The following is an 18,811-nucleotide window of genomic DNA, read 5'->3' as shown; positions in this document are numbered from 1 at the left end:
CCCTACCCCGCCGTTATTCCGCAGCCGGAGCGTTTTCGCCTGCCAGGTCCTGAAGCATCGGCGTTGCCGCCGATGCGCCGGTGCCCTTCTTGCGCTCCTCGATAATGAGGTCGTCGCGCGAGGTGGCGATGCGGCGGATCTGGGTCATGGTGCCGCCCGTACCGGCCGGGATGAGACGGCCGACGATGACGTTCTCCTTGAGCCCCTGCAGCGTGTCCATCTTGCCGGCGATCGCAGCTTCCGTGAGAACCTTGGTGGTTTCCTGGAAGGATGCGGCCGAGATGAAGGACGGCGTCTGCAGCGATGCCTTGGTGATACCGAGCAGAACCGGCTCGCCGTAAGCGGGCTTCTTGCCTTCTTCGGCAAGACGCTCGTTGGCATCTTCCAGCTCGATCCGGTCGACATTGTCACCCACGATGTACTGGCTGTCGCCGGCATCGGTGATCTCGACCTTCTGCAGCATCTGGCGGACGATCACCTCGATGTGCTTGTCGTTGATCACAACGCCCTGCAGTCGGTAGACTTCCTGGATTTCGTTCACGAGGTAGGAAGCCAGAGCCTCCACGCCCTTGATGGCCAGGATGTCGTGCGGCGCGGGATTGCCGTCGAGGATGTAGTCGCCCTTCTCGATGTAGTCACCTTCCTGAAGGTGGAAGGGCTTGCCCTTCGGAATCAGGTATTCGACCGGTTCGACACCGTCTTCCGCCGGCTCGATCATGACGCGACGCTTGTTCTTGTAGTCGCGGCCGAGACGGATCGTACCATCGATCTCAGCGATGATGGCGTGATCCTTCGGACGACGGGCTTCGAAGAGCTCGGCGACGCGCGGCAGACCACCGGTGATGTCCTTGGTCTTGGCGCTTTCCATCGGCACACGGGCAAGAACGTCGCCCTGGGAGACCTTGGCGCCCGGCTCGACCGACAGAATGGCGTCGACCGAAAGGTTGAAGCGGGCTTCGCCACCGCGGGCCAGCTTCATGATGTTGCCGGACGCGTCCTTGATGACGATCGCAGGCTTCAGGTCCGTACCGCGCGGCGTCGAACGCCAGTCGATAACCTGGCGCTTGGTGATGCCGGTGGATTCGTCGGTGGATTCCGAAACCGAGATCGAGTCGATCACGTCTTCGAACTGAACCGTACCTTCCACTTCCGTCATCATCGGGCGTGTATAGGGGTCCCACTCCGCCAGACGCTGACCGCGACGAACCTTGTCGCCGTCATCCACGAACAGCTTTGAACCGTAAGCGACGCGCTGCGAGGAACGCTCGACGCCGCGCTCGTCGAGAATGGTGACCGCCATGTTGCGGCCCATCGCGACGAGAACGCCTTCGGAGTTCCGCAACATGTTGCGGTTCTTGATCTGGATCGTGCCTTCGTACGAAGCTTCCAGGAACGACTGATCGACCACGTTTGCCGTACCGCCCAGGTGGAAGGTACGCATGGTGAGCTGAGTGCCCGGCTCGCCGATCGACTGAGCCGCGATGACGCCGACGGCTTCGCCCATGTTGACCGGAGTACCACGGGCCAGATCTCGGCCGTAGCAGACCGAGCAGACGCCCGTCTGGACTTCGCAGGTCAGTGCCGAACGGATTCGGATCGACTGGATACCAGCCTTTTCGATCTCGATGACATCCGGCTCGAGGATCATCTTGCCGGCATCGACGATACGGGCACCCGTGACCGGATGATCAATATCGTCAAGTGCGGTACGGCCGAGAACGCGGGCACCGATCGAAGCCACGACCTGGCCGGCGTCAACGATCGCCGTCATGGTGAGACCGGCTTCGGTACCGCAATCGACCATGTTGACGATGCAGTCCTGCGCCACGTCGACGAGACGGCGGGTCAGGTAACCGGAGTTCGCGGTCTTCAAGGCGGTATCTGCGAGACCCTTACGGGCACCGTGAGTCGAGTTGAAGTACTCGTTAACGGTCAGGCCTTCCTTGAAGTTCGAGATGATCGGCGTTTCGATGATCTCGCCCGACGGCTTGGCCATCAGGCCGCGCATGCCGCCCAGCTGGCGCATCTGGTTTGGAGAACCACGGGCACCCGAGTGCGACATCATGTAGATGGCGTTCATCTGCTTCTGGCGACCGGTTTCCGGGTCGAATTCGACGGCCTTGATGCGGGCCATCATGTCTTCAGCGACCTTCTCGGTGGCCTTACCCCAGGCGTCGACGACCTTGTTGTACTTCTCGCCCTGGGTGATCAGGCCGTCGTTGTACTGCTGCTCGTATTCCTTCACCAAGGTTTCGGTGTCACCGACGATCTTTGCCTTGGTTTCCGGGATGATCATGTCGTCCTTGCCGAACGAAATGCCGGCGCGGCAGGCATGGGTGAAGCCGAGCTGCATGATGCGGTCGCAGAAAATGACCGTGTCCTTCTGGCCGCAGTGACGGTAGACCGTGTCGATCATCTTGGAGATGTTCTTCTTGGTCATTTCCTGATTGCAGATGTCGAAGGGCACGTTGACGTTCTTCGGCAGCAGTTCGCCGATGATCATGCGGCCGGGGGTCGTTTCATAGATCTTGGAAACCGGCTTGCCTTCGGCATCCACGGTCTTGAAGCGACCGCGGATCTTGGCATGCAGGGTGACGACCTTGTTTTCCAGCGCATGGTGCAGTTCGCCCATGTCGGAGAAAACCATGCCTTCGCCCGGCTCGTTCTGGTTCATGATCGAGAGGTAGTAGAGGCCGAGAACCATGTCCTGTGAAGGAACGATGATCGGCGCGCCGTTGGCCGGATGCAGGATGTTGTTCGTCGACATCATCAGCACGCGGGCTTCAAGCTGGGCTTCGAGCGACAGCGGCACGTGAACGGCCATCTGATCGCCGTCGAAGTCGGCGTTGAAGGCCGTGCAGACGAGCGGGTGCAGCTGGATCGCCTTGCCTTCGACCAGGATCGGTTCGAAGGCCTGGATGCCCAGGCGGTGCAGCGTCGGTGCGCGGTTCAGGAGAACCGGATGTTCGCGGATGACCTCGTCGAGGATATCCCAGACTTCCGGCTTTTCCTTTTCAACCAGCTTCTTGGCCTGCTTGACGGTCGAGGAGTAACCCTTGGCGTCGAGGCGGGCATAGATGAACGGCTTGAACAGTTCGAGCGCCATCTTCTTCGGCAGGCCGCACTGGTGCAGCTTCAGTTCCGGACCGGTCACGATGACCGAACGGCCGGAATAGTCGACGCGCTTGCCGAGCAGGTTCTGGCGGAAGCGGCCCTGCTTGCCCTTCAGCATGTCGGACAGCGACTTCAGCGGACGCTTGTTGGCGCCGGTGATGACGCGGCCACGACGACCGTTGTCGAACAGCGCATCGACAGATTCCTGCAGCATGCGCTTTTCGTTGCGGATGATGATGCCGGGAGCGCGCAGTTCGATCAGGCGCTTCAGACGGTTGTTACGGTTGATGACGCGGCGATAGAGATCGTTCAGATCGGACGTCGCGAAACGGCCGCCGTCCAGCGGCACCAGCGGACGCAGGTCCGGCGGGATGACCGGAACGACCTTCATGATCATCCATTCCGGGCGGTTGCCGGATTCGATGAAGTTCTCGACGATCTTCAGACGCTTCATCAGCTTCTTCTGCTTGAGATCCGACGTGGTGTCGGCAAGCTCCGAACGCAAGTCGCCGGCGATCTTCTCGAGGTTCATGGATGCAAGCATCTCATAGATGGCCTCGGCGCCGATCATCGCCGTGAACTGATCTTCGCCGTATTCGTCGACAGCGATCATGTATTCTTCTTCGGAAAGAAGCTGGTTTTCCTTCAGCGCGGTCAGGCCCGGCTCGGTCACGATGTAGTTCTCGAAATAGAGAACACGCTCGACATCCTTCAGCGTCATGTCGAGAAGGGTGGCGATGCGGGACGGCAGCGACTTCAGGAACCAGATATGGGCAACGGGAGCGGCGAGCTCGATATGGCCCATGCGCTCACGGCGAACGCGCGACAGCGTCACTTCAACGCCGCACTTTTCGCAGATGATGCCCTTGTACTTCATGCGCTTGTACTTGCCGCAAAGGCACTCGTAGTCCTTGATCGGCCCGAAGATGCGCGCGCAGAAGAGGCCGTCGCGTTCAGGCTTGAACGTGCGGTAGTTAATGGTCTCCGGCTTTTTGATTTCACCGTAGGACCAGGAGAGAATCTTCTCCGGGGACGCGATCGAGATACGGATCGAGTCAAAGTGCTGTGCAGGCACCTGCGGATTGAAAAGATTCATGACCTCTTGGTTCATGCCTATCTCCTTTAGGGGCGGAAGCCCTTGGCTTGCGATCGGTACGGTCCAGATTCCCGGGCGGACAGTCCGATGCTCTAAAACGGTCATAGCCGCGAAATGCGGCGAAAGTTCCCCGACACGGCCGGCAAGCCGGCGGCGGGAGCGGCGCGCGCCATCGTCGGGCGCGCGCCTTTTCCTAGATTATTCTGCAGCGTCAGGCAGTTGCTGGCCGCCCTCGCCCGCCTCGATCTTCGAGTTTTCGAGTTCGACCGAGAGACCCAGCGAGCGCATTTCCTTGACGAGAACGTTGAAGCTCTCCGGAATGCCGGCCTCGAACGTGTCGTCACCACGGACGATCGCCTCGTAGACCTTTGTACGACCCGCCACGTCGTCCGACTTCACGGTCAGCATTTCCTGCAGCGTGTAGGCGGCGCCGTAAGCTTCCAGTGCCCAGACCTCCATTTCGCCGAAGCGCTGGCCGCCGAACTGCGCCTTGCCGCCCAGCGGCTGCTGAGTGACGAGCGAGTACGGACCGATCGAACGGGCGTGGATCTTGTCGTCCACGAGGTGGTTCAGCTTGATCATGTACATGTAGCCGACGGTGACCTTACGGTCGAAGGCTTCACCGGTACGGCCATCGTACAGGACCGACTGACCCGACGGATCGAGACCAGCCTTCTTCAGCATGGAAGCCACATCCGGCTCGTGAGCGCCGTCAAAGACCGGCGTCGCGATCGAAACACCGCGCTTCGACTGCTCGGCGAGACGGACGAGAGACTCGTCGTCGAAGTTCGCGACTTCGTCATTCGCCATGCTCTCGTAGACGTCTCTCAGCTCGCGCTTGAGGTCCGTAATGTCGCTCGACTTCTTGTATTCTTCGAGCATCTGACCGATGCGCTTGCCCATACCGGCGCAAGCCCATGCAAGATGCGTCTCAAGAATCTGACCGACGTTCATGCGCGAAGGCACGCCGAGCGGGTTCAGGACGATATCGACATGCGTACCGTCTTCGAGGAACGGCATGTCCTCGACCGGCACGATGCGCGATACGACACCCTTGTTGCCGTGACGGCCGGCCATCTTGTCGCCCGGCTGGATCTTGCGCTTCACAGCGACGAAGACCTTGACCATCTTCATGACGCCCGGAGGCATTTCATCGCCGCGCTGGACCTTTTCGACCTTGTCCATGAAGCGCTGTTCAAGGCGCGACTTGGATTCGTCGTACTGGCCGCGGAGCGCTTCGATTTCGCCCTGCACCTTTTCGTCCTCGACTGCGAACATCCACCACTGCGAGCGGGGATATTCGGAGATGACGGCGTTGGTGAGCTCGATGCCCTTCTTGAAGCCCTTTGGACCGGCAACCGACATCTGGCCGCGCAGCATGTCCGTCAGACGGCCATAGACGTTGCGGTCGAGGATTGCCTGTTCGTCGTCGCGGTCCTTGGCGAGGCGCTCGATTTCCTCACGCTCGATCGCCATGGCGCGTTCGTCCTTCTCCACACCGTGACGGTTGAAGACTCGGACTTCCACGACCGTGCCGAACGTGCCCGGAGGCATGCGCATGGAAGTGTCGCGAACGTCGGAGGCCTTTTCACCGAAGATGGCGCGCAGAAGCTTTTCTTCCGGCGTCATCGGGCTTTCGCCCTTCGGGGTGATCTTGCCGACGAGGATGTCGCCCGGCTGGACTTCGGCGCCGATGTAGACGATGCCGGCTTCGTCGAGATTCTTCAGCGCTTCTTCCGAAACGTTCGGAATGTCGCGCGTGATTTCTTCCGGACCAAGCTTGGTGTCACGCGCCATCACTTCGAATTCTTCGATGTGGATGGAGGTGAACACGTCGTCCGACACGATGCGTTCGGAGAGCAGGATCGAGTCTTCGTAGTTGTAGCCGTTCCAGGGCATGAACGCGACGAGCGCGTTGCGGCCGAGCGCCAGGTCGCCCAGGTCCGTCGACGGACCGTCGGCAATGATGTCGCCCTTGTTCAGGATGTCACCGACGGCGACCAGCGGACGCTGGTTGACGCAGGTGTTCTGGTTCGAACGCTGGAACTTCTGCAGACGATAGATATCGACACCCGACTTCGACGGATCGAGGTCTTCGGTCGCGCGGATAACGATACGGGTCGCATCGACCTGGTCGACCACGCCGCCACGGCGGGCAGCAATAGCGGCACCGGAGTCGCGAGCAACGACCGGTTCCATGCCCGTGCCGACAAACGGCGCTTCGGCGCGTACCAGTGGCACGGCCTGACGCTGCATGTTCGAGCCCATGAGGGCGCGGTTGGCGTCGTCGTTTTCCAGGAACGGGATCAGCGCGGCTGCAACCGAAACGAGCTGCTTCGGCGAGACGTCCATCAGGTTGATGGTGTCGCGCGGCGACAGCATCACTTCGCCCGCATGACGGCAGACCACGAACTCTTCTACGAACGAACCGTTCTTATCCAGTTCGGCATTCGCCTGGGCGACATAATACTTCGCCTCTTCCATGGCGGAGAGGTAAAGCACGTCGTTGGTCACCTTGCCGTCCACGATCTTGCGGTACGGGCTTTCGATGAAGCCGTACTTGTTGACGCGGGCGAAGGTGGCAAGCGAATTGATCAGACCGATGTTCGGGCCTTCCGGCGTCTCGATCGGGCAGATACGGCCGTAATGGGTCGGATGAACGTCGCGGACTTCGAAGCCGGCACGCTCGCGGGTCAGACCACCCGGGCCAAGGGCCGAAAGACGGCGCTTGTGGGTGATTTCCGAGAGCGGGTTCACCTGGTCCATGAACTGCGACAGCTGCGAGGAACCGAAGAATTCGCGAACGGCGGCAGCTGCCGGCTTCGCGTTGATCAGGTCCTGCGGCATGACAGTGTCGATCTCGATCGAGGACATACGTTCCTTGATCGCGCGCTCCATGCGGAGCAGACCGAGACGGTACTGGTTTTCCATCAGTTCGCCGACCGAACGGACGCGGCGGTTGCCGAGGTTGTCGATGTCGTCGATCTCACCCTTGCCGTCGCGCAGTTCGACAAGCATCTTGACCACGGCCAGGATGTCGTCCTTGCGCAACGTGCGGACAGTATCGGCAACGTCGAGATCGAGACGCATGTTCATCTTCACGCGGCCGACGGCGGAGAGGTCGTAACGCTCCGCATCGAAGAACAGCGAGTTGAACATGGCTTCTGCCGATTCCATGGTCGGCGGTTCACCGGGGCGCATGACGCGGTAGATGTCGAAGAGAGCGTCCTGGCGGTTCTCGTTCTTGTCGGCAGCGAGCGTATTGCGGATATAGGCGCCGACATTGATGTGATCGATGCCGAGAACCGGAATTTCGTCGAAACCGGCATTGAGGATGACCGGCAGGGTCTTCTCGTCGATCTCGTCGCCGGCTTCGAGATAAATCTCACCGGTTTCCATGTTGACGATGTCTTCGGCGAGATAGTTGCCGTAGAGATCGTCATTGGTTGCCTTGAGCGCCTTGAGGCCCTTGTCCGACAGCTGCCGAAGCAGACGTGGGGTCAGCTTCTTGCCCGACTCGACGACCACTTCGCCGGTGTCGGCGTCGATCATGTCGGAAAGGGTCTTGGCACCCTTGAGGGTTTCCGGCTGGAACGGAATCCGCCAGCCATCGCCATCGCGCTCGTAGTTGGACTTGGAATAGAAGGTCGACAGAATGTCTTCGCCGTCCATCCCGAGCGCCATCAGCAGCGAAGATACCGGAATCTTGCGGCGGCGGTCGATACGGGCATAGACGATGTCCTTGGCGTCGAACTCGATGTCGAGCCAGGAACCGCGATACGGGATTACGCGAGCGGCGAAAAGCAGCTTGCCCGACGAATGGCTCTTGCCCTTGTCGTGGTCGAAGAAGACGCCCGGCGAGCGGTGCATCTGGGACACGATCACGCGTTCGGTACCGTTCACGATGAACGTACCGTTGTCGGTCATCAAAGGCATGTCGCCCATATAGACGGATTGTTCCTTGATGTCCTTGATGGACTTCGAGCCGGTATCCTCGTCGATATCAAACACGATGAGACGCAGGGTCACCTTCAAAGGCGCCGCATAGGTCAGATCGCGCTGACGGCATTCCTCGACGTCGAACTTCGGCGGTTCGAATTCGTAGGACACGAATTCCAGCATCGAGGCGCCGGAAAAATCGGTGATCGGGAAGACGGACTTAAAGACGGCGTTCAGACCTTCGTCCGGGCGCCCGCCCTTCGGTTCGTCGACCATCAAGAACTGGTCATAGGATGCCTTCTGAACCTCGATAAGGTTCGGCATCTCGGTGACTTCAGGGATTTTACCAAAAAACTTGCGTACGCGCCTACGACCATTAAAGGAAAGGGTCTGAGCCATCGTCGCTCCTTCAAAATTGCATCCGGGCCTGCAACGGACGGGATTCGCTGGCCATTCGATCTCCCGTCGACATGGTATTCTCAATCTCGTCCCGTCTCCCAAACGCGCCGGCCGGATTGCCTAAAAGCGGTTCGGTTTGGGACCATCCTCTTGAGAACCCATTACCCAGGGACCGTGCCAGACGGTTCCTGGGTAATATGTTCGGAGGAAATCGGTGGGAGAGAGATAGTCCCTCTCCCACCGCATTCCAGTATTACTTGACGTCGACCTTAGCGCCGGCATCCTCAAGCTTCTTCTTGAGGTCAGCAGCTTCAGCCTTGGAAACGCCTTCCTTAACAGCCTTCGGAGCGCCTTCGACGAGGTCCTTGGCTTCCTTGAGGCCGAGGCCGGTGATGGCGCGGACTTCCTTGATGACGTTGATCTTGTTGGCGCCGGCATCCGTCAGGATGACGTCGAACTCGGTCTTTTCTTCTTCGGCCGGAGCAGCAGCACCAGCAGCGCCGCCGGCGGCAGCAACAGCAACCGGAGCAGCGGCAGAAACGCCCCACTTTTCTTCGAGCATCTTGGAAAGCTCAGCAGCTTCCAGGACGGTGAGAGCAGAGAGGTCTTCAACGATCTTTGCGAGATCAGCCATTTTCTAGTTCCTTATATTCGGTTCGATCTGGTTTGATTTGAACAGCAAAAAACCACCTTAAGCGGCTTCTTCGTCCTTCTTGGCGTAGGCCGCGAACACGCGGGCAAGCTGGCTTGCCGGTGCGGCGACAACCGTAGCGACGCGGGTAGCCGGGGCATTCAAGAGGCCCAGCAGCTTGCCGCGAAGCTCGTCCAGCGAAGGCAGGGTCGCAAGCGACTTGACCGCATCCGCAGTGAGCGTGGTTGCACCCATGGCACCACCGAGAACAACGATCTTGTCGTTGGTCTTGGCGAAATCCATGACGACCTTCGGAGCCGTGACCGGGTCTTCGCTGAATGCGATCAGCGTCTGACCCTTGAAGAGATTTGACATCCCTTCCGACTCCGTACCCTGAAGAGCGATCTTGGCCAGGCGGTTTTTCGCGACTTTGACGGTGCCGCCAGCAGCGCGCATCTTCGAACGAAAATCGTTCATCTGCGCAACTGTGACACCAGCATAGTGGGCCACGACAACCGAACCGGAAGCCTTGAAGACTTCGTTCAGCTCCGTGACAAATTCGCGCTTTTCCGCTCTTTCCACTGTCTGTCTCCAGTTGACGGGACCGCAATCCTGCAAGCCCCATCGGTTTGCCTTTGCCTCAAGGGATCCTTCTGATCGGACCCCAAGCGACGCTTGAGGATCCTGTCCCCTCGCACTGTCGCCTTTCGGGCTACAGGCACAAGGCACACTAGGCTCGAACCGAACTCGAAGACGCGTTCGCGTCTCATGAAGACTCGGGTCTTACCCGTCTCATGCAGGCAATTAAGGCCTAAGCCACCTGCAATCTCGGACAGGAATTCCGGATTTCTCCGGAAATCCCGGCCCCGAAGGACCGGAATTCAGTCTTTCCGACGCCCTGAGGCGCCGGAAAATTCGTGTCAGGCCGTAACCGTGGCCGGGTCGATCTTGACGCCCGGACCCATGGTCGACGAAATCGCTACGCGCTTGACGTAGTTGCCCTTCGCGCCGGCCGGCTTGGCCTTGATGACGGCGTCAGCGAAGGCCTTGATGTTTTCTTCAAGAGCCTTGGCTTCGAAGGAAGCCTTGCCGATGCCGGCGTGAACGATACCAGCCTTTTCGACGCGGAATTCGACAGCGCCGCCCTTGGAAGCCTTCACGGCGCCAGTGACGTCCATGGTGACGGTTCCGACCTTCGGGTTCGGCATCATGCCGCGGGGGCCGAGCACCTTGCCGAGACGGCCGACGAGCGGCATCATGTCCGGAGTAGCGATGCAACGATCGAAATCGATCTTGCCGCCCTGGACGATCTCGAGGAGATCCTCCGCACCAACGATGTCGGCACCGGCAGCCTTGGCTTCGTCAGCCTTGGCGCCACGTGCGAAAACGGCAACACGAACGTCACGACCAGTGCCGTTCGGCAGATTGACCACGCCGCGGACCATCTGGTCAGCGTGACGCGGATCGACGCCGAGGTTCATGGCGATTTCGATCGTTTCGTCGAACTTGGCGACGGCACGTTCCTTGACCATCGAGATGGCATCGTTGAGGGCGACCAGCTTGGTCGGATCAACGCCTTCGCGGATCTTCTGAATACGCTTTGCAAGCTTTGCCATGTTACGCCACCACTTCCAGGCCCATGGCGCGGGCAGAGCCCTCGATCATGGCCATTGCGCCTTCGATATCCGCGGCGTTCAGGTCCTTCATCTTGGCTTCGGCGATCGACTTGATCTGAGCCTTGGTGAGAGTACCGGCCTTGGCGCCCTTGCCCGGCGTCTTGGAACCGGAGGTGATCTTCGCTTCCTTCTTCAGCCAGTAGCTGACCGGCGGCTGCTTCATCGCGAAGGTGAAAGACTTGTCCTGGTAATAGGTGATGACGACCGGGATCGGCATACCCTTTTCCATTTCCTGCGTCGCGGCATTGAACGCTTTGCAGAATTCCATGATGTTAATGCCACGCTGACCAAGCGCCGGGCCGATCGGCGGGGACGGGTTTGCCGATCCTGCCTTGACCTGAAGCTTGAGCTGGCCTGCTACTTTCTTAGCCATTTCTCTCTGCCTTTCGTTATGGACCGGTCGCCCGGCCCGACATGCCGGCCTTCGCCGGCGGCTGCGGTTGCGTGGTTCGGTCAAAATGCCCGGCTAAGGCACCATCCCTCCCACGCGGTTGCGGCAAATGCCGCACGAGACCCGCCGCATCAGCGACCGGTCCCATTTTCAAGATCATCAGACCTTTTCGACCTGTGCGTATTCCAGCTCGACCGGCGTCGCACGACCAAAGATCGAAACTTCCACCTTAAGGCGGGACCGCTCTTCGTCGACATCCTGCACGGTACCGTTGAAGGAAGCGAAAGGACCATCCGAGACGCGAACCTGCTCGCCGATCTCAAAGGTAATCGAGGACTTCGGCCGTTCGACCCCCTCCTGAACCTGGCCAAGAATGCGCTCGGCTTCAAAGTCCGGGATCGGAACCGGCTTGTTGTCGGAACCGAGGAAGCCGGTCACCTTCGGAGTGTTCTTGATCAGGTGATAGGCTTCGTCCGTGAGATTTGCACGAACAAGCACGTAACCTGGGAAGAACTTGCGCTCGGAATCGACCTTGCGACCCCGGCGAACCTCTACGACCTTCTCGGTCGGCACGAGGATCTTCTCGAACAAATGCTCAAGCCCCTTCTGGCGAGCCTTGTTCTCGATGTCCTCGGCAACCTTCTTCTCAAAATTCGAATATGCGTGGACGATGTACCAGCGCGCCGCCATCTTTATTCTCCAGAATCAAACGCTGACGTTCAGTACCAAACGTAACAACCAGCCCAGGAGCTGGTCCGCAGCGAAGAAAAACAGCGCAGCGAAAACAACCATCACCAGCACCATGGCCGTAGAGATCATGGTCTCGCGACGAGACGGCCAATGAATTTTCGACGCCTCGGAGCGCACCTGGCGCAGAAACGTGACGGGATTGGTTTTGGATGCCATCGATTGCCCACGCAATTACGGCACGTAAAGCTGACCACGCTCAGCCCCACGCACCGCGTGTCTGTTTTGCCTACATAAACACCACTTCCCCTTTACACAAGAGGGAAAACAGTGTTCGATGAAATTTCGCCGATTTGAACGGCAACCACTTCCAAACGATCCCGCCGCGGATATTTCGCGCCAATCATCAGAAAAATGGCAGGGGCAGAGGGGCTCGAACCCCCGACCTGCGGTTTTGGAGACCGCCGCTCTACCAACTGAGCTATACCCCTTCAACCAGCCGGCATGTGAACCGAACGCATCGCTCCACCGCCAGCAGGCTAGGCGCTCCCTTTAAGGGGATGCGCCCCGCTTTGCAAGAGCGTTTTTTAATATCCCAGCCTTCTATCTCAGGTTTCTGTTGCGCGGCTCAGGGGCATCCGCAAAGCGACCCACGGAGAGAACCGGCTCAGGCCGGCCAACGAGAATTTCCTTGCCCGGCAGATCCAGCCCACCCGACAAAATGCCGGGCTGCACATTCCTTTCGGGCGCAAAGGGAAGACGCCGCCAGGAGAGGCGCGGCGGCTTTTCCACATAGGCGCCAGGCTCATTGACCAGACCTTCGCGGATGCGGTGGACGATCGTCTCGACCGCGAGCTTGCGCCCTTCCGAATGATAGAAGTTGCCCTTTACCTGAATCGTCGCCGCAATCGTCTTGATGAAATCGCGCAGCAGTTCGGCGTCGATCGGTTCCGGATGCCGCCAGAAGGTGTCGAGCCCGCCCTGATGGGTGAGGCCCGGGATATCATAGATTGCGGCACCCAGGGCAATTGTCGGCACGCCGGCGCGAAGGCTCTGGAGGCCGGTGGTGGAGTTGACGATGATCACTCCTGCCGAACGCTTGAGGATACCGCCCAGCTCCCCTTCCTCGATGAAGAAGACTCGCTCGCTGATGCGGAAATCTTCCGCCAGCCTGGCGACGACCTTGCCCCATCGTTCAAGATCATTGTCGAGAGGATGCTGCTTTATCAGAAGCCTCGCTCCCTCGGGAGCGTTTCGTGCGAAGGACCGGAAAACCTGCTGCAGCATCTGGGAGAGATGCCGATAGGGCGAATTGGCGCGGATCTGGTAATCGCTCTGCAATTGCAGGGCAACAAGATAGGTCGGCGGAGACTGCTCCGTCCAGAAGTCTTCCGGCAAGCGGTGACGGCGGCGCATCATGCGTGGAAGCCAGGACATGTAATCGAACAAAGGATCGTAATACTTGTCGGCACGATAGAGCGGGAACATCAGGCGCCCAAAATAGGCTCCGAGGTTGTAGACGACCTCGCTGGTCGCTTCCTGGCCGAAAGTGTGGCCGTAACGCGCCTGCAGATCAGGAACATCGAGCTTTGCGGCAATCTGGCGAATGTGGTCCGGATCATTCGGAAAATGCGAGAATCGCCCCATTCCGTCACGTTCGAGCGTGATCCAATCGGGTCTCAGATAACCGAACTCTACCGCATGGCAGCGGACGCCGAGCTTGCGGCCAACCCGCGCGGCAAGACGATGATAGGGAAGCCGATCAGCATAATAGAGAATATCGGTGATGCCCTCGCGGCGAATCAGGTTCGCCAGATAGCGCGGCCAGGCCCTCAGCGACCCCCGGTAATTGATCGCTCCCCGCTTGAACCAGAAGAGCTGATCGCCAAACGAGAAGTTCACCCTCTTGGTACCGATCCCCTGCGCCTCAAACGCCCCAGCCAGTTCGCGCCAGAAAACCGATGGAGGACCTTGAAGGAACAGAACTTTGGTCATGCGATAGCCGATGCTGCTTGAGACTGAACCAACGACAAGCCTGCGAAAAGCGATTTCAATTGCGCGAAGGCCGATATACACCGAGCGGGTATTTTCACGAAGGTCACCCTCCCGTCAATGCTCAACCACACGCTCCTCATCATTCCACAGGTTGTGTGACATGAAAGCCCGCACGTTCCTGTTCCTCCAAGGTCCTGCCTCGCCATTCCTGAAGCGGCTGGCAGAAACAGTTGAAAACAAAGGAGCTTCGGTCCGAAAGATCAGCCTCTGCCTCGGGGATGTGGTCTTTTGGTGGCCAAAGGCCAGTGACTTCTTTCGCGGCCATGCGAATGATTGGCCGGTGTATCTTAATTGCTACATCCGTGATCACAATATCACCGACATCGTCATGTTGGGTGATGGCCGCGCGCCTCATGCGGCCGCGGCCGAACTCGGGATACGCGCCGGGCTTCGCGTCCATATTCTGGAGCACGGCTATCTCAGACCGGACTGGCTGACGATCGAGCCGGATGGAATGTCCGGGCACTCCCGCTTTCCCAAGAGATCGGCGGACATAAGAGAGCTGGCAGCAGGCAAGCCCGCGGTTTCCTCCGAAAAGCTTTATCCTTCGAGCTTTCTGACCTATGCCCTTTACGACCTTGCATTCCATATTCCGAACGTCGCCCTCGGGTGGCTGGTCCATCCGCACTATCGCACCCACGGGCCGGTTCATCCGGTGGTCGAATACAGCGGCTGGATCTGGAAGGCATTGACACGGCGCAAGCGCCGGCAAGAAGCCGAAACGGCAATCGAAGCCTGTCTGTCCGCCCACAACAAGGCTCCTGCCGCACCCTTCTACTTCTTTCCGCTGCAGCTGCCGGGCGACTATCAGATCAGGCACCACGCGCCGGGCGGAGATCTCTTCAAGCTGGTGGACGCGACGATCAGTTCTTTTGCCGAACACGCGCCTGCGGCCAGCCGGCTTCTCTTTAAGATACATCCAATCGACAATGGCCTCTCACGCTGGCCAAGCCGCATCGGTCTCTCGGCAAAAGACCGCGGCGTTGCCGATCGCGTCTTCGTTGCCGACGGCGGCGATACGGACATGCTGATCGCAAAATCTACTGGCGTGGTAACCGTCAATTCAACGGTCGGTCTGACGGCGCTGGCTGCCGGGAAACCGGTCATCGCGCTGGGCTCCGCGATCTACGACGTGCCGGGCCTCACCTTTCAGGAAAGCCTTGCGGCCTTCTGGCAGAACCCGACCGCTCCAGATCCGGAATTGTTGGACGCCTTTACGCGAGCGCTTGCCTGGACCACGCAGGTCCGTGGCGGTTTCATCGGACAACAGGCCATCAATGCCGGGGTCGAGAATGTCGCCGCGCGTCTCCTGGAAACCGAAGAAAGGCTCCCCCTCACCTTCCGCAAGCCGCGCGACACGCCTCACTACCGTTACGCGAGCGAACTCTTCGGCTAAGTGATCGGCCGATCTTGCGCCTCCCCCAACGTGAAGCTCCAAAGCAAAAGGCCCCGCCGTTTCCGGCAGGGCCCTCTTATGTCAATTCCGGTATCGCTTACTCGATGATGGAAGCGACGATGCCGGCGCCGACGGTGCGGCCGCCTTCGCGGATGGCGAAGCGCAGCTTTTCTTCCATCGCGATCGGCACGATCAGCTCGACGTCAACGGTGACGTTGTCGCCAGGCATGACCATTTCCGTGCCTTCCGGCAGCGTCACGATGCCCGTCACGTCCGTCGTGCGGAAGTAGAACTGCGGACGGTAGTTGGTGAAGAACGGCGTATGACGGCCGCCTTCTTCCTTCGTCAGGATGTAGGCTTCGGCCTTGAACTTCTTGTGCGGCTTGACCGAACCCGGCTTGCACAGGATCTGGCCGCGCTCGACGCCGTCACGGTTTACACCGCGGATCAGCGCGCCGATGTTGTCGCCGGCCTGGCCCTGGTCGAGCAGCTTGCGGAACATTTCAACGCCGGTCACCGTCGTCTTCGAGGTCGGACGAATGCCGACGATCTCGACTTCTTCGCCAACCTTGACGATGCCACGCTCGACGCGGCCGGTCACGACCGTACCACGGCCCGAGATCGAGAACACGTCTTCGATCGGCATCAGGAACGGCTGGTCGATCGGACGCTCGGGCGTCGGGATGTAGCTATCGACAGCGGCCATCAGCTCGCGGATCGCGTCTTCGCCGATCTTCTTGTCCGAATCTTCAAGAGCAGCAAGCGCCGACCCCTTGATGATCGGGATGTCGTCGCCCGGGAAGTCGTAGGACGACAGGAGTTCGCGCACTTCCAGTTCGACGAGCTCGAGAAGCTCGGCATCGTCGACCTGGTCGACCTTGTTGAGGAAGACAACGATCGCCGGAACGCCGACCTGACGGGCGAGCAGGATGTGCTCGCGGGTCTGCGGCATCGGGCCGTCGGCGGCCGAGCAAACCAGGATCGCGCCGTCCATCTGTGCCGCACCGGTGATCATGTTCTTCACATAGTCGGCGTGGCCGGGGCAGTCGACGTGCGCATAGTGGCGGTTGGCCGTCTCGTATTCGACGTGCGCCGTCGAAATCGTGATCCCACGGGCCTTTTCTTCAGGAGCCGCGTCGATCTGGTCATAGGCCTTGTATTCGCCGAAATACTTCGTGATCGCGGCTGTCAGCGACGTCTTACCATGGTCAACGTGACCGATCGTGCCAATGTTGACGTGAGGCTTGTTGCGCTCAAACTTGCTCTTTGCCATTGAAAGCTTCCTGTGAACATAAGAGGTGAACCCGGCGGGCGGGTTTGGTGTCGCCGTTTAAGGCTTTCCACCAGAATGCGCAAGACATAATTACGACGCGTGCCGGGACAAGGGCATCGCGTAAAATGGATGCGGAAGGCCCACGGAATATGCGCTTTCGGCAGCGAACAAAGCGTATGAAACGGCGTAGATGACGGGCAGATGAAATCAGGACCGGGAATCGCCCCGACGGAAATGCTGGCCGCTGGCCGCCGTTTCCTGGAATCCTATTTGCCGGCAGCTTTCAGAGAGCTGATGAGCGCCAGCAGCTCTTCGGCATGCTTTTCCTGCTCGCCCTTGGTCCCCCAATAGGTGATGACCAGCAGCTTGCCCCGCTTCGGCGAGACGAGCGACAGGCCGATGCTCGCCGGGCCGTCCTTGTCCGTACCGCTCCAATCGAAATTCGACATCTTCATGCCATTGAAGGTATCTTCCGACTGCTTCTGGGTGGCTGGATCGATCGTCACGCCATTGTCGTCCAAAAAGGCGATCGCATCCTCAATCACCTTGTCGGTCGTTTTTTCGTCGGCGACATCGATCGAGAGATAGATCGCTTCATCCTCCGACGTCGCCTGGATTCCGGTCTCGGTTTCTTCCGGGCTCCAGGAGTCGGGGATGGTGATTTCTGCAACAGGCGCATCGCTTGGAAACCGCATGGTTTCTGCGAAGGATACAGACGGCAGCAGCATGGTCGCGAATGCCGCGGCGGCAATTATTTTCTTCATGGACGAACTTCCATTCAAGGAGGAGGCGGCTTCAGGAGCCAAGCATGAAGCTTTTATCCGGAATGGCTTAAGAAGTCTCAAGCAACACACCGAAAAAGCCAAGCAACCACGAACAAGCAGTGAATGGAGCGGGTAGCGGGAATCGAACCCGCGTATTCAGCTTGGAAGGCTGCTGCTCTACCATTGAGCTATACCCGCGGGGTGGTCCGATCCGGCGACAGAATGGTGGAGGGAGTTGGATTTGAACCAACGTAGGCTGAGCCAACGGATTTACAGTCCGTCCCCTTTAACCACTCGGGCATCCCTCCAGTTTTCCGTCTGGATCTGAGACCAAGCTCGTCAGAACGAGGAGCATTTCCGTGCCCCTCGATCTGCGCCGCGTATATGACCGTACCGTTCTCGTCTGTCAACACGAGGTTTTTGGAAAAATGAGGAAAAATAATCACCGCTCACTGGACTGCGCGCCGCTCGTGGGGCTTTGCCGAACGAGCCGGCATCGTTATAAGGCGCCATGAGCAAGGACAGCAAACAAGACAAATCCGGCCGCGACGGCCACTATGCGACGCTGAGGCGCGCCGTGCGCGATGCCAAACGCGAGCGCGGAGAAATTCCCACGCCGCAGCAGAAACGGCAGAAATCCAACAAGGATTGGAAGCCCCCGCAGCTGCAGCCCGAACAGGTCTTTCTTTACGGCTTGCATACGGTGCGAGCTGCACTTGAGAATCCCGAGCGTAAGCTGATCAGACTGTCCGCAACACAGAACGCCTTTGCGCGCCTGGACATCGGAGAACCGGGCTCGCTGCCCTTCCCGGTCGAATTCGTCTCCCCTCAGGATATCGACAAGGTACTGGGTCCCGAAGCCATCCACCAGGGCGTCATGCTGGAAACCCGGCCCCTGCCCGCGCGCCGGCTGGAGGCATTGAAGGAAAGCCCACTGCTTCTGGTGCTCGATCAGGTGACCGACCCGCATAATGTGGGAGCGATCATGCGTTCGGCCGTGGCCTTCGGCGCCGGCGCCATCATCACCACCCAGAGACATAGCCCGACCGAATCCGGCGTACTTGCGAAATCCGCCTCCGGCGCGCTGGAGCTCATACCTTATATACAGATCACCAACCTGGCCGACGCTCTCGGTGAACTCCACAAGCTCGGCTTTCAGACGATTGGGCTCGATTCGGAAGGTCCAGCCGCGCTCGAAGGCACGTTTGTGGCCGACAAGGTCGCGCTCGTGCTCGGCTCGGAGGGCAAGGGATTGCGGCAAAAGACCCGCGAGACGGTGACGGCATTGGCGAGGCTCGACATGCCGGGTGCGATCAAATCGCTGAACGTGTCGAATGCCGCGGCGGTAGCGCTTTACGCCACCCGCCAGCATCTGGCCAAGGCAAAGTGA

General features: G+C 59.5%; 13 protein-coding genes and 3 tRNA genes. 2 read left to right on the top strand and 14 right to left on the bottom strand.

Annotation, left to right across the window (positions count from 1 at the left end):
* Window positions 1–13: 13 nt before the first annotated feature.
* From rpoC to C5L12_RS22965, 10 genes are all read right to left on the bottom strand, one after another.
* On the bottom strand, window positions 14–4,225 hold the full coding sequence (gene rpoC, locus C5L12_RS23010) for a DNA-directed RNA polymerase subunit beta' (RefSeq protein WP_105374396.1): 4,212 nt from the start codon (window positions 4,223–4,225) through the stop codon (window positions 14–16).
* Window positions 4,226–4,408: 183 nt separating this feature from the next.
* Complete coding sequence (gene rpoB / locus C5L12_RS23005; RefSeq protein ID WP_105374395.1) at window positions 4,409–8,548, bottom strand: DNA-directed RNA polymerase subunit beta; 4,140 nt, start codon at window positions 8,546–8,548, stop codon at window positions 4,409–4,411.
* 253 nt (window positions 8,549–8,801) lie between these two features.
* Window positions 8,802–9,182: a 50S ribosomal protein L7/L12 gene (rplL, locus tag C5L12_RS23000; protein ID WP_105374394.1), complete on the bottom strand. Its 381-nt coding sequence runs from the start codon at window positions 9,180–9,182 to the stop codon at window positions 8,802–8,804.
* Window positions 9,183–9,239: 57 nt separating this feature from the next.
* A complete protein-coding gene (rplJ, locus tag C5L12_RS22995) occupies window positions 9,240–9,761 on the bottom strand; it encodes a 50S ribosomal protein L10 (protein WP_105374393.1) in 522 nt (173 codons plus the stop codon).
* Window positions 9,762–10,099: 338 nt separating this feature from the next.
* A complete protein-coding gene (rplA, locus tag C5L12_RS22990; protein ID WP_105374392.1) occupies window positions 10,100–10,795 on the bottom strand; it encodes a 50S ribosomal protein L1 in 696 nt (231 codons plus the stop codon).
* 1 nt (window position 10,796) lies between these two features.
* A complete protein-coding gene (gene rplK, locus C5L12_RS22985) occupies window positions 10,797–11,228 on the bottom strand; it encodes a 50S ribosomal protein L11 (RefSeq protein ID WP_105374391.1) in 432 nt (143 codons plus the stop codon).
* Between the two features lie 177 nt (window positions 11,229–11,405).
* On the bottom strand, window positions 11,406–11,936 hold the full coding sequence (gene nusG / locus C5L12_RS22980; RefSeq protein ID WP_105374390.1) for a transcription termination/antitermination protein NusG: 531 nt from the start codon (window positions 11,934–11,936) through the stop codon (window positions 11,406–11,408).
* 15 nt (window positions 11,937–11,951) lie between these two features.
* Window positions 11,952–12,152, bottom strand: a complete 201-nt coding sequence (gene secE / locus C5L12_RS22975) for a preprotein translocase subunit SecE (protein ID WP_105374389.1) — start codon at window positions 12,150–12,152, stop codon at window positions 11,952–11,954.
* Between the two features lie 196 nt (window positions 12,153–12,348).
* Window positions 12,349–12,424: transfer RNA gene (locus C5L12_RS22970), tRNA-Trp, on the bottom strand.
* Window positions 12,425–12,536: 112 nt separating this feature from the next.
* Window positions 12,537–13,928: a capsule biosynthesis protein gene (locus C5L12_RS22965; protein WP_105374433.1), complete on the bottom strand. Its 1,392-nt coding sequence runs from the start codon at window positions 13,926–13,928 to the stop codon at window positions 12,537–12,539.
* Between the two features lie 160 nt (window positions 13,929–14,088).
* Between C5L12_RS22965 and C5L12_RS22960 the strand changes: the two genes are divergently transcribed.
* Window positions 14,089–15,384, top strand: a complete 1,296-nt coding sequence (locus C5L12_RS22960; protein WP_105374388.1) for a capsule biosynthesis protein — start codon at window positions 14,089–14,091, stop codon at window positions 15,382–15,384.
* A gap of 97 nt (window positions 15,385–15,481) precedes the next feature.
* On the opposite strand, the gene tuf is transcribed toward C5L12_RS22960, so the two are convergent.
* From tuf to C5L12_RS22940, 4 genes are all read right to left on the bottom strand, one after another.
* Window positions 15,482–16,657, bottom strand: a complete 1,176-nt coding sequence (tuf, locus tag C5L12_RS22955; protein ID WP_105374387.1) for an elongation factor Tu — start codon at window positions 16,655–16,657, stop codon at window positions 15,482–15,484.
* A 266-nt stretch (window positions 16,658–16,923) separates the two neighbouring features.
* On the bottom strand, window positions 16,924–17,421 hold the full coding sequence (locus C5L12_RS22950; protein WP_105374386.1) for a histidine kinase: 498 nt from the start codon (window positions 17,419–17,421) through the stop codon (window positions 16,924–16,926).
* A 124-nt stretch (window positions 17,422–17,545) separates the two neighbouring features.
* Window positions 17,546–17,619: transfer RNA gene (locus C5L12_RS22945), tRNA-Gly, on the bottom strand.
* 25 nt (window positions 17,620–17,644) lie between these two features.
* Window positions 17,645–17,729 (bottom strand) — tRNA-Tyr (locus C5L12_RS22940).
* 203 nt (window positions 17,730–17,932) lie between these two features.
* Here C5L12_RS22940 and C5L12_RS22935 point away from each other — a divergent pair.
* Window positions 17,933–18,811, top strand: coding sequence for a TrmH family RNA methyltransferase (locus C5L12_RS22935; RefSeq protein ID WP_105374385.1), 879 nt, complete (start codon window positions 17,933–17,935; stop codon window positions 18,809–18,811).

Source organism: Neorhizobium huautlense, from assembly GCF_002968575.1.
In the GTDB taxonomy this organism is placed as follows: domain Bacteria; phylum Pseudomonadota; class Alphaproteobacteria; order Rhizobiales; family Rhizobiaceae; genus Neorhizobium; species Neorhizobium huautlense.
The sequence above is the reverse complement of the archived record's forward strand: the minus strand, read 5'-3'. Positions and strand labels throughout refer to the sequence as shown.

Bases quoted from the DNA above. Each gene is read 5' to 3' on its own strand.
- rpoC (WP_105374396.1), bottom strand. From the start codon at position 4,225: ATGAACCAAGAGGTCATGAATCTTTTCAATCCGCAGGTGCCTGCACAG.
- rpoB (WP_105374395.1), bottom strand. From the start codon at position 8,548: ATGGCTCAGACCCTTTCCTTTAATGGTCGTAGGCGCGTACGCAAGTTT.
- rplL (WP_105374394.1), bottom strand. From the start codon at position 9,182: ATGGCTGATCTCGCAAAGATCGTTGAAGACCTCTCTGCTCTCACCGTC.
- rplA (WP_105374392.1), bottom strand. From the start codon at position 10,795: ATGGCAAAGCTTGCAAAGCGTATTCAGAAGATCCGCGAAGGCGTTGAT.
- rplK (WP_105374391.1), bottom strand. From the start codon at position 11,228: ATGGCTAAGAAAGTAGCAGGCCAGCTCAAGCTTCAGGTCAAGGCAGGA.
- nusG (WP_105374390.1), bottom strand. From the start codon at position 11,936: ATGGCGGCGCGCTGGTACATCGTCCACGCATATTCGAATTTTGAGAAG.
- secE (WP_105374389.1), bottom strand. From the start codon at position 12,152: ATGGCATCCAAAACCAATCCCGTCACGTTTCTGCGCCAGGTGCGCTCC.
- C5L12_RS22965 (WP_105374433.1), bottom strand. From the start codon at position 13,928: ATGACCAAAGTTCTGTTCCTTCAAGGTCCTCCATCGGTTTTCTGGCGC.
- C5L12_RS22960 (WP_105374388.1), top strand. From the start codon at position 14,089: ATGAAAGCCCGCACGTTCCTGTTCCTCCAAGGTCCTGCCTCGCCATTC.
- tuf (WP_105374387.1), bottom strand. From the start codon at position 16,657: ATGGCAAAGAGCAAGTTTGAGCGCAACAAGCCTCACGTCAACATTGGC.
- C5L12_RS22950 (WP_105374386.1), bottom strand. From the start codon at position 17,421: ATGAAGAAAATAATTGCCGCCGCGGCATTCGCGACCATGCTGCTGCCG.
- C5L12_RS22935 (WP_105374385.1), top strand. From the start codon at position 17,933: ATGAGCAAGGACAGCAAACAAGACAAATCCGGCCGCGACGGCCACTAT.